This window comes from Pseudomonas sp. UME65, assembly GCF_014170225.1.
GTDB classification, from domain to species: Bacteria; Pseudomonadota; Gammaproteobacteria; order Pseudomonadales; family Pseudomonadaceae; genus Aquipseudomonas; species Aquipseudomonas protegens.
The window spans coordinates 408,755-421,445 of the sequence record NZ_LZZQ01000014.1 but is presented as its reverse complement, the minus strand read 5'-3'; the positions used below and the strand labels follow the sequence as shown (position 1 = coordinate 421,445).

The following is a 12,691-nucleotide window of genomic DNA, read 5'->3' as shown; positions in this document are numbered from 1 at the left end:
CCTACGCCAGGGCTTGCCGGCGCAACCAGTGCAGCAGTTTTCCGCTGGCCGAATCCGGGTCTATGGCCTGGGGGGAAAGCAGGTAATAAGCGCTGCCATCGGCGACAAAGCCGAAGGGCGCACACAGCAGCCCGCCCTCCAGGTCGTCACGCACCAGTTGCCAGGGGGCAATGGCCAGACCCAGCCCGGCCACGGCCGCTTGCAGGCTGAAGTAGAAGTGCTCGAAGACCTGCTCCGCTGGCGTCGGGGCAACCGGTTGTTGCTGCAATTGCAGCCACTGTTGCCAGGCGTGCGGCCGGGTGGCGCTGTGCAGGCGCGGTGCCTGCGCCGCCAGTTGCGCCAGCCCGGCCGTTGCCGGGGTCCAGTCGGCCTGGCGCTCGGGGCGGCATACCGGGCCTATGGCTTCGTCGAATAGCCAGTGGGCCTGGGTGTCGCGGCTCCAGGCAAAGTCGTTGCGGCGGATCGCCAGGTCGATACCGGCACCGAACGAGAAGGGCCCGCCGCCGGCCAGCAGTTGGATCGGCACTTGCGGGTACTCGGCATAGAACCCCGGCATGCGCGGAATCAGCCAGCGCATCAGCAGGGTCGGCTCGCAGGACAGCACCAGCGGTGCTGCGGGAGCCGGGGCTCGCAGGCGGCTGGCGGTGCTCTCGATCAGGTCCAGGGCCTGGGTCACGCTGTGCAGCAGTTCGGCTCCGGCGGCGGTGAGAAAGACCCGCTGGCTGCGGCGCTCAAAGAGAGGGGTGCCGAGGTCCTCTTCCAGGGCGCGCACCGCACGGCTGATGGCGCCGTGGGTCAGGTGCAGGGTGGCGCCGGCCTGGGTGAAGCTTTCCAGGCGTGCAGCGGCTTCGAAGCAGCGCAAGGCGCTCAGCGGGGGCAGGCGCCGTCGCGAGAGTTGTGAGTTTTTATCACCAGGAATGTCAGTTTTCATCGTTATCGGCCTGGGTCATGGTCCCAATACAGTAGCGCCTGATTCTATAGCCTAGGCGTATTCAACGTGACCGAACTGTTACTCGTAATCACCATTACCATTCTTGCTGTACTCAGCCCCGGGGCCGACTTTGCCCTGGTAGCCCGCAACAGCCTGCTGCTTTCGCGCCGCCACGGCGTGTTCACGGCCCTAGGCATCGGGCTCGGGGTCATGGTGCATATCGGCTACAGCTTGCTGGGGGTGGGGGTGCTGTTGCAGCAGTCGCTGCTGTGGTTTACCGGCTTGAAGATCGCGGGTGCACTGTACCTGATCTACCTGGGAATCAAGCTGTTGCGCAGCCCTGAGCAACGTCCGGGGGAAGAACCGGCAGAGGGGGCTCGGATGTCGACCTGGGGCGCCTTGCGCAGTGGCTTTCTGACCAATGCCCTGAACCCCAAGACGATGATTTTCGTTCTCAGTCTGTTCATGCAGGTGATTCAGCCGGGCACGGCCTTGCCGGTGCAGATCGGCTACGGCGCGATCATCGTCCTGGCCCACGTGCTGTGGTTCGTGCTGGTGGCGCTGTTTTTCTCGGCACCGGCGATTGCCGGCCGGCTACTGGCCTACAAACGCCGGATCGATCAGTTGTTCGGCGCGGTGCTGGTGGGCTTCGGCCTGTTGCTCAGTGTCCTGAGCGTCAGGCCCTGAGGCGTTTCAGGTGCTTTCCCGAACCCGCAGTTCAAAGCCCATGTCCACCACCGGCTCGGCCACGCTGTTGCCGGCCAGCAGGGTCAGCATCTGTTCGGCGGCGCGGCGGCCAATGGCTTCGCGCGGAGTGCTGATGCTGCTCAGGCGCGGCACCATGTGTTCGGAGGAGGGCAGGTCGTTGAAGCCCAGCACCGCCACCTGCTCGGGCACCTTGATCCCGCAGCGCATGGCTTCCAGCAGCGCGCCCTGGGCCAGGTCGTCGTTGCCGAAGAAGATCGCGTCCACCTGGGGCTGGCTCTGCATCAGCTGCAGGAACAGCTCGGCCCCCAGGCCGACGGACGAGGGCCGTGGGGTCAACAGTTCCAGGTCGGGGTTGTACAGCCCGGCCTGCTGCAGGGCACGGCGGAAACCTTCGCCGCGCAGCAGGGTGCGCTGGTCCAGTTGCGCACCGACGTAGGCCAGGTGCTTGCGCCCGCGGGAAATCAGGTGCTGGGCCGCCGTTTCGCCGGCGTTCAATTGCGAGAAGCCCACGCAGTTGAGCCCGGCGCCGGAGTCCAGGTCCATCATGTAGACGCAGGGAATGTTGTTCGCCTCGATCATCCGTCGGGCGCTTTCGGTGCGGTCGAAACCGGTCAGCAGCAGCCCCCGGGGCTGGTAGGTCATGTAGTTGCGCAGCAGGTTTTCTTCTTCGTCCCGAGAATAGTGGCAGTTGCCGATCAGCACTTCGAAGCCTTTGGGGCGCAGTACCTGGTGGATGGCTTCCAGGGTTTCGATGAACAGCAGGTTGGACAGCGACGGCACCAGCACCACCACCGACTGGCTCTGCGCCGAAGCCAGGGCGCGGGCGGCGGAGTTGACCACGTAGTTCAGTTCCTGCGCGGCCTTCTGCACCTTTTCCACCAGTTCGGTGGCCACGCTGCTGACGCCGCGCAGGGCCCGGGAGGCGGTAATCGGGCTGACTCCGGCCAGGCGGGCGACTTCATTGAGGGTGGGACGGCCCGTGGTACGGGTGTTTTTATCGTTTTTATGAGTGGTCATCAGACGGCTTGCCAAACAAAATTCAAGTCTCTAAGGTAGCGCTGTCCTGAAACAGCTGCAATGCGTGAGCGAGGTGTGCCTGACCCTCGCTCTTTGGTTTGGCGGACTATATACGCGGCAACCCACAAAAATGACAAGAAGGCGTCGGCAGACACTGTTTTTGTACTAGATTTTTTATTTGCGAAGGTAGCGCTGTCTGCGCGCTGAGGTGTTTCATGAGTCAACCCATCACCGCCCTGGTCATCATGGGTGTTGCCGGCTGCGGCAAGTCCAGTGTCAGTCAGGCCCTGTGCCAGCGCAGCGGCGCCATGGCCATTGAAGGCGATACCTTCCACCCGGCGGCGAACATCGCCAAGATGAGTGCCGGCATTCCCCTCGACGACGAAGACCGTGCCGGCTGGCTCGACAGCCTGTGCGATGAACTGCGTCGTGCCCTGGCCGCCGGCCAGCACCCGGTACTGACCTGCTCGGCGCTCAAGCGCAAGTACCGCGAGCGCCTGCGCGCCGCCACGCCCGGCCTGGGCTTTGTCTTTCTCGAACTGACTCCGGCAGTCGCCGCCGACCGTGTGGCGCACCGGCCAGGGCATTTCATGCCTTCGACCCTGATCGACAGTCAGTTCGCCACTCTCGAATCCCCGGTGGGGGAGCCGCTCACCCTGGCCCTGGATGCCAGCACCCTGAGCGTCCAGCGCCTGGCCGAACTGGCCAACCAATGGTGGCTGGAGCATGGCCTGGAACCTTCACATTAAGTGCTGGCTCGAAAAAGGTAGCGCTATCCCACTCGGCCCTTGTTTTTAACGCTTTAATAAAAACAACAAACCGGAGGCAATCCCATGTTTGGCATGTCCCAAGAGACCTATCTGCTGGTTGATGCAGTGGTCACTATCATCGGGCTGATCGTGTTGATCACCCGATTCAAGCTGCACCCCTTCATCGCTCTGATCATCGCCGCGGGTTTCCTCGGCCTGACGTCGGGCATGCCGGTGGACAAGATCATCAAGGCGTTCCAGGACGGCTTTGGTGGCGTGCTCGGTTTTGTCGGCATCATCCTGGCCCTGGGTACGATGCTCGGCAAGATGATGGCCGAGTCCGGTGGCGCCGATCAGATCGCCCAGACCCTGATCCGCTCGTTCGGCAAGGAGCGGGTGCAGTGGGCGATGATGTTCGCCGCCTTCCTGGTGGGCATCCCGCTGTTCTTCGAGATCGGCTTCGTGCTGCTGATTCCGCTGGTGTTCATCGTTGCCCGGCGTACCGGGGTGTCGCTGATCAAGATCGGCATTCCGCTGCTGGCCGGCCTGTCGGCGGTGCACGGTCTGGTGCCGCCGCACCCGGGGCCGCTGCTGGCCATCGGCGTGTTCGGCGCCGACATCGGCAAGACCATCCTGTATGGGCTGATCGTGGCGCTGCCCACGGCGATCATCGCCGGGCCGATCTACGGCACTTTCATTGCCAAGTACATTCCCGGCAATCCGTCCCAGGAACTGGTGGACCAACTGGCCCGCGAGCCCCAGGCCGCCCAGTTGCCCAGCTTCAGCGTGACCCTGGTGACCGTGCTGCTGCCGGTGTTCCTGATGCTGCTCAAGACCTTCGCCGACGTGGCGCTGCCGGACGGACACTTCTTCCGCATTTGGATGGACATGATCGGCCACCCGATCACCGCCTTGCTGCTGGCGCTGCTGCTGTCGCTGTACACCTTCGGCTACAAGCAGGGCATCGGTTCCAAGCAGATTCTCAAACTGTTGGATGCCAGCCTGGCGCCGACCGCGGCGATCATCCTGATCATCGGTGCCGGTGGCGGCTTCAAGCAGATGCTGGTGACCAGCGGCGTGGGTGACGTGATCGGCCATATGGCGGTCAATGCGCAGATCTCGCCGATCCTCCTGGCGTGGCTGGTGGCGGCGGTGATCCGTATCGCCACCGGTTCGGCCACCGTGGCCACCATCACCGGTGCCGGCATCGTGGTGCCGGTGGTGGGGATGATCCCCGGGGTCAACCGCGAGCTGCTGGTGCTGGCCACCGGCGCCGGCTCGCTGATCCTGTCCCACGTCAACGACGCCGGGTTCTGGCTGGTCAAGCAGTACTTCAACATGACCGTGGCCGAGACGTTCAAGACCTGGACGGCGATGGAAACCATCCTTTCGGTGGTGGGCCTGATCTTTATCCTGCTGCTGTCGTTGGTGGTTTAAGAGCTTCACCCGTAGGAGCGGGCTTGCCCGCGAAACACCGATAGCACGGCCACAAAAAAACCGCATCGCTGCGGTTTTTTTGTGGCTCAAGCCATCTCAGCTTTTCGGTGCCAGCCCGTCAGCGCGGAACATGCCGCGGATGCCGCGCACTGCCTGGCGAATCCGGTCCTGGTTTTCGATCAGGGCGAAGCGCACGTGATCGTCGCCGTACTCACCAAAACCCACCCCCGGCGAGACACAGACCTTGGCCTCGGCCAGCAGCTTCTTGGCGAACTCCAGGGAGCCCAGGTGCGCGTAGGCCTCGGGAATCTTGGCCCAGACATACATTGAGGCCTTGGGATTCTCCACCATCCAGCCCAGCTCATGCAGGCCCTTGACCAGCACGTTGCGCCGCTGCCGGTACTGTTCGGCAATGTCGCGCACGCATTGCTGGTCGCCTTCCAGGGCGGCAATCGCCGCCACCTGCAACGGGGTGAAGGTGCCGTAGTCGTGGTAGCTCTTGATCCGCGCCAGAGCGCTGACCAGTTCCGGGTTGCCCACCATGAAGCCGATGCGCCAGCCGGCCATGTTGTAGCTCTTGGACAGGGTGAAGAACTCCACCGCGATGTCCTTGGCGCCCGGCACCTGCATGATCGACGGGGCTTTCCAGCCGTCGTAGACGATGTCGGCGTAGGCCAGGTCATGGATCACCAGCACGTCGTACTGCTTGGCCAGGGCGATCACCCGTTCGAAGAAGTCCAGCTCCACGCACTGGGCGGTGGGGTTGGACGGGAAGCCGAGGATCATCATCTTCGGCTTGGGGATCGAACCGCGGATGGCCCGCTCCAGCTCGGCGAAGAAATCCACCCCGGGCACCAGCGGCACCGAGCGCACCTGGGCGCCGGCGATGACCGCGCCGTAGATGTGGATCGGGTAGCTGGGGTTGGGCACCAGCACCGTGTCGCCCTGGTCCAGGGTGGCCAGCATCAGGTGCGCCAGGCCTTCCTTGGATCCGATGGTGACGATGGCTTCGCTTTCCGGGTCGATATCGACCTCGTAGCGGTCCTTGTACCAGCGGGAAATCGCCCGGCGCAGCCGCGGAATGCCCTTGGAGGTGGAGTAGCCGTGGGTGTCTTCGCGCTGGGCGACGGTGACCAGTTTCTCGACGATATGCGGCGGGGTAGGGCCGTCGGGGTTACCCATGCTCAAGTCGATGATGTCTTCGCCGCGCCGACGCGCAGCCATCTTCAGCTCGGCAGTGATATTGAAAACATAGGGGGGAAGACGATCGATGCGCGCAAAGCGGCGCGGCGAACCTTGTTCGGCCATTGTTGCCTCGAAAAGACGTAAGCGCCCGGAACCGTCCGAGCGACGTTGGCCACTGCGGTGGCCTGCGGGGCAGACGATACGGGCGCCGCCGCCGGCTTGTCCAGAGGCGCGGAAAATTATTTTTGGTGCGCCGGGCGGATTTGCGAGGGTGCAGGATTTGCCGCTATAACGTGCACGCTTCTTGCCTGCAGGGGCTGTGAGCTGCCTCAGCCGGCCCGGCTTTTCCGGGCTCCTCGCACCTCGCCCCTCTTCGAACAACAGCAGCAAACGGGATGAATGATGGAGTTTACCAGCGGCTTCTTGTTGAGCCTTTCGCTGTGCCTGGACATCGGCGTGGCCAATATCGCGATGATTACCCTGGCCATGCAACGGGGTTATTTCCAGGGCTTCTGCCTGGGCCTGGGGACCTGTGTCGGTGACCTGATCTATGCGCTGCTGGCCCTGGCCGGGATGACCGTGCTGTTGCAATACCAAAGCGTGCGCTGGGTGCTGTGGATCGGCGGTTCGGCCCTGCTGGTGTACTTCGCGGCGAAGATGATCTACGCCGCCCTCCATCACAGCGCGGTGCTGGCCACCGCCGGGGAGGCGGACCAAGGCTCGCCGCGCCGGGAGTTTTTTCGCGGGATCTTCCTGGCCATGTCGTCTCCCAGTGCGATCCTCTGGTTCGCTGCCGTGGGCGGCACCCTGATTGCCCGATCCGGGGGCGGTGGGATTGCCGATTCGGGATTGTTCCTGGCCGGCTTTTTCTGTGCCGGGCTGGTCTGGACCCTGGGCCTGTGCCTGGCCGCGACCCAGGGCGGCAAGCTGCTGGGGGACAAGCTGTTGCGCTATTCCTACCTGGCATCTGCGGCGATCTTCTGCTATTTCGCGGTGTACGTGATTCTATCCGGCTACCAGGAGTTCATCCTTGGTACGGGCGCGGCAGACCTTCCGGCGCTCTGATCCTGGCCTTGGCTATTGGCTTCTATACTTCGTGCCGAACCCATCTTTTCTGCGGCAGGAGTGGCATTCATGGATGAGCAAGAACAGGGCAGAGGCCCAGAACCGCGCTTCGAAAGGGAGCGTTTTTTGCTGATCGCCGGCCTCGGCGAACGATTCACTCCTGCCACTCGCCAGGACATCGGCCTGCTGTGGCAGCGCTTTGTGCCGCACATTGGCAAGGTGCCGGGGCAGGTCGACCGCAAGACCTATGGCATCTGCTGCAACCCCGACGGCCAGGGCGGCTTCGAGTACATCGCCGGGGTCGAGATCAGCAAGCTCGACGATCTGCCCGAGCGCTATCGCTGGATCGAGGTGCAGCCGCAGCACTATGCGGTGTTCGAGCATGGCGGCGCCTTGCAGGACTTGCCCCGGACCTTCGACTACATCTGGAACACCTGGCTGCCCCAGTCGGGTCGAGAGGCCGCCGATGCCCCGGAATTCGAGCGCTACAGCGCCGACTTCAACCCCCAGGCCGGCACCGGGGTACTGGAAATCTGGCTGCCCCTGAAAAGTGAATGACCCCCTCGGGGGCGCTGTCCCGTCCCCGATTCTCCCGCCCCGCACCGCCGCAATCTTTACGCCGTCTTAATGCCGCCCCCGGCAATCAGTGCCCGACCTTGATGCGCCCTCACCTAACCTGCGTGGCGCAGAGGAGAGCGGTGGACGAGGCGTTCCCGACTCCCTGCCGGCGCCCGTCGCGGGTGCCCTGACCGGCCGTGCCCGGGTTGCGCTTTGCGCTCCCGGCACCGCCTTTGAGCATTAAGGGGAGAGCTGCCTTGCTGACACTGCCATTCATCTACGGCGCCAGTGGTTTGTGCGCCGTGCTGCTGTTTGCCTACCTGGGTTATGCGCTGATCCGTGCCGAGAAATTCTGATGACCGCACGCAGCAACTGCCACCCACTTTCATTCGCCCGTCCGGGCATCTACCAGAAAGGAAACCAGCCATGTTCGACCTGATCTTCGTGGGCCTGACCCTGGGGTTCTTTGTGTTGACGGCCCTGGTCATCGTCGCCATGGGCAAGATTTGAACGGAGCATCGACATGTTGAGTACTGTGCTGGAATACGCGGTGATCCTCGGCCTGATGACCGGGCTGGCCGCGCTGATGGGCCAATGGCTGGCCCGGGTCTTCAGCGGCCGTGGCCACGCCTTGGCGGAGCGTGCCACCTACCGCCTGCTGGGGATCGACCCGGCTGAAACCATGGGCTGGGCCCGCTATGGCTCGGCCCTGCTGCTGTCCAATGCGGCGATGATGCTGCTGGGCTACCTGCTGCTGCGCCTGCAAGGCAGCACGCCGCTCAACCCCCTGGGGCTGGCGGCGCAGACCCCGGACCTGGCGTTCAACACCGCGGCGTCCTTTATCACCAACACCAACTGGCAGGCGTACTCAGGTGAAAGCAGCCTGTCGAACTTCAGCCAGATGGCAGTGATCACCTTCCTGATGTTCGTCGGCGCCACCGCCGGCGTGGTGGCGGCAGCCGGTTTCATTCGTGGGCTGAGCCGTTCCAGCTCGGCGGACCTGGGCAACTACTGGGTGGATTTCACCCGAACCCTGTACCGAGTGATGCTGCCTTTGTGCCTGATCATGGCCCTGGTCTATGTCTGGCAGGGCATGCCTCAGACCCTCAACTCCCAGGCCCTGGCCACCACCTTGGAAGGCGCCCAGCAGCAACTGATCGTCGGCGCCGTGGCCAGTTTCGAGTCGATCAAGCACATCGGCACCAACGGTGGCGGCTTCTTCAGCATGAACGCGGCCCACCCGTTCGAGAACCCGACGCCGCTGACCAACGTCCTGCACATCCTTAGCATGCTGCTGATCCCTTCGGCCCTGACCTACGCCTTCGGCAGCATGCTGCTGCGTCGGCGTCAGGGCTGGGTGTTCTTCGGCACTTTCCTGGTGATGTTCGTCGGCTTCCTGGCGATTGTCTTCACCGCGGAGCAGGGCGGTAACCCGCTGCTGACCCAGGCCGGTGCCGACCAGCAGATGTCGGAGACCCAGAGCGGCGGCAACATGGAAGGCAAGGAGCTGCGCTTCGGCATTGCCGACACCGCGCTGTTCGTCACCACCACCACCGGCGCCACCACCGGTTCGGTGAATGCCATGCACGACTCGCTGACCCCCATGGGCGGCTTCGTACCCCTGGCGCAGATGATGCTCAACTGTGTGTTCGGCGGCGACGGCGTGGGCTTTATCAACCTGATCCAGTACGCCCTGCTGACGGTGTTCCTGGTGGGCATGATGATCGGTCGCAGCCCTGAGTTCCTCGGCAAGAAGATCGAGGCCCGGGAGATCAAGCTGGTGATGCTCTCGGTGCTCGCGCACCCGATCTGCATCCTCGGTTTCACCGCCCTGGCGGCACTGTGGCCGGGCACTCTCAATAGTCTCAACAATCTGGGCCCCCATGGCTTCAGCGAGGTGCTCTACGCCTACGCCTCGGGCACCGCCAACAACGGTTCGGCGTTTGCCGGCCTGAACGCCAATACACCGTTCTTCAACACCACCATTGGCCTGGCGATGCTCATGGGGCGCTTCTTCACCATGCTGCCGATGCTGGCCGTGGCCGGTTCCCTGGCGGCGAAAAAGAACATCCCGGCCGGTGCCGGCACCATTCCCACCGCCACGCCGCTGTTCATGTTGCTGGTGGTGTTCGTGGTGCTGGTGGTCGGTGGCCTGACTTTCCTGCCGGCCCTCGCGCTCGGCCCGCTGGTGGAGCAACTGCAGTTGCTCGCCGGCCAGACCTACAAGTAAGGGGTTGTGATGACTACGCAAATGCAAACCCAGGGCGCCACCGCGCTGTTGTTCAAGGGCCTGTTGCGCCCGGTGCTGGTGTCGGCGGTGTTCTTCATGCTGCTCACCGGGCTGGCTTATCCGCTGGTTACCACGGGGTTGGCCAACCTGCTGTTTCCGTTCCAGGCCCAGGGCAGCCTGGTGCAGCGTGATGGCCGGGTCGTGGGCTCGGCGCTGATCGGCCAGGCGTTCGACCGCCCGGAGTATTTCCAGGGCCGCCCGAGCATGACCCTGGGCAGCGATCCGCTGGACCCGAGCAAGAGTGTGCCCCAGCCCTACAACGCCGGGGCCAGCGGCGCCAGCAACCTGGGCCCCACCAGCCAGAAGCTGGTGGACAGCGTGGCCGCGCGGGTCAGCGCCTATCGCCAGCTCAATGGCCTGGCGGCAGACATGCCGGTGCCAGTGGACGCAGTGACCGCCTCGGCCTCCGGCCTGGACCCGCACATCTCCCTGGCCAACGCCCGGCTGCAACTGAACCGGGTGGCCCGCCAGCGGCAAATGGCCGCCGTGGACGTGCTGATGCTGCTGCAGGCGCACAGCGAAAGCCGCACCTTCGGCCTGCTGGGCGAGCCCCGGGTCAATGTGCTGCAACTCAACCTGGCGCTGGATGCCCAAGCGCCCCTGCATTCCTCGCCCGTTGCGGCCAGTGAGTAAGAGACGTCGATCATGAGTAGCAACCCTCGTATAGCGTTGTTCGACCGTGGGCTAGTGCTCACCGCGTGCCTGGATGCCGTGAAGAAACTGCTGCCCCAGGCGCAGTGGAAGAACCCGGTGATGTTCGTGGTCTACCTGGGCAGCCTTCTCACCACCCTGCTGTGGTTCCAGTCCCTGGGCGGCGAGGGGGAGGCCCCCAGCGGCTTTATCCTCAGCATCACCCTGTGGCTGTGGTTCACCGTGCTGTTTGCCAACTTTGCCGAAGCCCTGGCCGAGGGCCGCAGCCGGGCCCAGGCGGCGAGCCTCAAGGGCATGAAGCGCCAGACCCTGGCCAAGCTGCTGCAACAGCCCCGGCATGGCGCCGCCTGGTTGCCCATGGCCGCCAGCGAACTGCGCAAGGACATGGTGGTGCTGATCGAGGCCGGCGACCTGGTGCCCCTGGACGGCGAGGTCATCGAAGGCGTGGCCACGGTGGACGAAAGCGCCATCACCGGTGAATCGGCACCGGTGATCCGCGAGGCCGGGGGCGATTTCTCCTCGGTCACCGGCGGCACCCGGGTGCTGTCGGACTGGTTGGTGGTGCGCATCAGCGTCAACCCAGGCGAGTCGTTCCTGGACCGCATGATCTCCATGGTGGAGTCGGCCAAGCGCCAGAAGACTCCCAACGAGGTGGCCCTGACCATTCTCCTGGTGGGCCTGACCCTGCTGTTCCTGCTGGTGATCGTGACCCTGAGCCCGTACTCGATCTTTGCCGTGGCCATGAGCGGCACCGGCAGTGTGATCAGCGCCACGGTGATGGTGGCGCTGCTGGTGTGCCTGATCCCCACCACCATCGGTGGCCTGCTCTCGGCCATCGGCGTGGCGGGCATGAGCCGGATGATGTCGGCCAATGTCATTGCCACCTCCGGCCGCGCCGTGGAAGCGGCGGGGGACGTGGACGTGCTGCTGCTGGACAAGACCGGCACCATCACCCTGGGCAACCGCCAGGCCAGCGCCTTCCTGCCGGCGCCGGGGATCAAGGACAGCGAACTGGCGCAAGCCGCGCAACTGGCTTCCCTGGCGGACGAAACCCCGGAAGGCCGGAGCATTGTGGTGCTGGCCAAGCAACTGTTCGACATCCGTGGGCGTGACCTTCACGCCCTGGGCGCCAGCTTCGTGCAGTTCACCGCCCAGACCCGCATGAGCGGGGTCGACCTGCCCGAGGGCCGGAGCATCCGCAAGGGCGCGGCCGATGCCATCCGCCGGCATATCGAGGCCCAGGGCGGCAGCTTCCCGCCGGCCTTGCAGGCCAAGGTCGATGAAGTCTCGCGCCGTGGCAGTACGCCGCTGGTAGTCAGTGAAGGCGCCCAGGCCCTGGGCGTGGTGGAGCTCAAGGACGTGGTCAAGGGCGGGATCAAGGAGCGCTTCGCCGAGCTGCGGCGCATGGGCATCAAGACCGTGATGATCACCGGCGACAACCGCCTGACCGCGGCGGCCATCGCCGTGGAAGCCGGGGTCGACGATTTCCTCGCCGAAGCGCGGCCCGAGGACAAGCTGCAACTGATCCGCGACTACCAGGCCAAGGGCAAGCTGGTGGCCATGACCGGCGACGGTACCAACGACGCCCCGGCCCTGGCCCAGGCCGACGTGGCGGTGGCCATGAACAGCGGCACCCAGGCGGCCAAGGAAGCCGGCAACATGGTGGACCTGGACAGCAACCCGACCAAGCTGATCGAAGTGGTGGAAGTGGGCAAGCAGATGCTCATGACCCGCGGCGCCCTGACCACCTTCAGCGTGGCCAACGACGTGGCCAAGTATTTTGCTATCGTACCGGCCGCCTTCGTCGCCACTTACCCGCAACTGGCGGCGCTGAACGTGATGCACCTGAACAGCCCGAACTCGGCGATTCTCAGTGCGGTGATCTTCAACGCGCTGATCATCGTGTTCCTCATCCCCCTGGCGCTCAAGGGGGTGAAGTACCGGGCCATTGGCGCCGCGGCGCTGCTCAACCGCAACCTGCTGATCTACGGCCTGGGCGGGGTGCTGGTACCCTTCGCCGGGATCAAGCTGATCGACATGCTGCTGGCCGGCCTCGGCCTGGTCTGACAGGGACTTGCAAGGCGGCGCTCTTTCGAGTGC

13 protein-coding genes are annotated in these 12,691 nt (G+C 64.5%); 10 read left to right on the top strand and 3 right to left on the bottom strand.

Annotated features, from left to right (window positions below; all coding sequences use genetic code 11):
- Position 1 precedes the first annotated feature (1 nt).
- On the bottom strand, positions 2–931 hold the full coding sequence (locus tag A9971_RS22060; protein ID WP_182999997.1) for a LysR family transcriptional regulator: 930 nt from the start codon (positions 929–931) through the stop codon (positions 2–4).
- Between the two features lie 66 nt (positions 932–997).
- Here A9971_RS22060 and A9971_RS22055 point away from each other — a divergent pair, with 66 nt between their 5' ends.
- Complete coding sequence (locus tag A9971_RS22055; protein WP_182999996.1) at positions 998–1,618, top strand: LysE family transporter; 621 nt, start codon at positions 998–1,000, stop codon at positions 1,616–1,618.
- Between the two features lie 6 nt (positions 1,619–1,624).
- Here the strand turns inward: A9971_RS22055 and A9971_RS22050 are convergent, their stop codons facing one another.
- Positions 1,625–2,656 carry a LacI family DNA-binding transcriptional regulator gene (locus A9971_RS22050; protein ID WP_011062835.1) on the bottom strand — a complete coding sequence of 344 codons (1,032 nt, stop codon included), beginning with the start codon at positions 2,654–2,656 and terminating at the stop codon, positions 1,625–1,627.
- 215 nt (positions 2,657–2,871) lie between these two features.
- On the opposite strand from A9971_RS22050, the gene A9971_RS22045 reads away from it, so the two are divergent.
- Positions 2,872–3,405, top strand: coding sequence for a gluconokinase (locus tag A9971_RS22045; protein ID WP_011062834.1), 534 nt, complete (start codon positions 2,872–2,874; stop codon positions 3,403–3,405).
- A gap of 84 nt (positions 3,406–3,489) precedes the next feature.
- Positions 3,490–4,842, top strand: a complete 1,353-nt coding sequence (locus A9971_RS22040; protein ID WP_011062833.1) for a GntP family permease — start codon at positions 3,490–3,492, stop codon at positions 4,840–4,842.
- Between the two features lie 96 nt (positions 4,843–4,938).
- Here the strand turns inward: A9971_RS22040 and alaC are convergent, their stop codons facing one another.
- Positions 4,939–6,150 (bottom strand): alanine transaminase, encoded by a 1,212-nt coding sequence (gene alaC, locus A9971_RS22035; RefSeq protein ID WP_011062832.1) that lies wholly within the window; start codon positions 6,148–6,150, stop codon positions 4,939–4,941.
- Between the two features lie 279 nt (positions 6,151–6,429).
- On the opposite strand from alaC, the gene A9971_RS22030 reads away from it, so the two are divergent.
- From A9971_RS22030 to kdpB, 7 genes are all read left to right on the top strand, one after another.
- A complete protein-coding gene (locus A9971_RS22030) occupies positions 6,430–7,092 on the top strand; it encodes a LysE family translocator (protein ID WP_011062831.1) in 663 nt (220 codons plus the stop codon).
- Positions 7,093–7,161: 69 nt separating this feature from the next.
- Positions 7,162–7,650 (top strand): GyrI-like domain-containing protein, encoded by a 489-nt coding sequence (locus tag A9971_RS22025; RefSeq protein ID WP_011062830.1) that lies wholly within the window; start codon positions 7,162–7,164, stop codon positions 7,648–7,650.
- 257 nt (positions 7,651–7,907) lie between these two features.
- On the top strand, positions 7,908–8,006 hold the full coding sequence (kdpF, locus tag A9971_RS22020) for a K(+)-transporting ATPase subunit F (RefSeq protein ID WP_019093583.1): 99 nt from the start codon (positions 7,908–7,910) through the stop codon (positions 8,004–8,006).
- The gene (locus A9971_RS22015) at positions 7,990–8,160 is read left to right on the top strand and encodes a hypothetical protein (RefSeq protein ID WP_011062828.1); all 171 of its coding nucleotides are present in this window, start codon (positions 7,990–7,992) and stop codon (positions 8,158–8,160) included. Before kdpF ends, A9971_RS22015 begins: the two co-directional genes overlap by 17 nt.
- A gap of 13 nt (positions 8,161–8,173) precedes the next feature.
- Entirely contained in the window at positions 8,174–9,880 is a 1,707-nt protein-coding gene (gene kdpA, locus A9971_RS22010; protein ID WP_182999995.1) for a potassium-transporting ATPase subunit KdpA, read from the top strand.
- A gap of 9 nt (positions 9,881–9,889) precedes the next feature.
- Complete coding sequence (gene kdpC, locus A9971_RS22005) at positions 9,890–10,573, top strand: potassium-transporting ATPase subunit KdpC (RefSeq protein ID WP_015636717.1); 684 nt, start codon at positions 9,890–9,892, stop codon at positions 10,571–10,573.
- A gap of 12 nt (positions 10,574–10,585) precedes the next feature.
- Entirely contained in the window at positions 10,586–12,658 is a 2,073-nt protein-coding gene (gene kdpB, locus A9971_RS22000) for a potassium-transporting ATPase subunit KdpB (RefSeq protein ID WP_011062825.1), read from the top strand.
- Positions 12,659–12,691 lie beyond the last annotated feature (33 nt).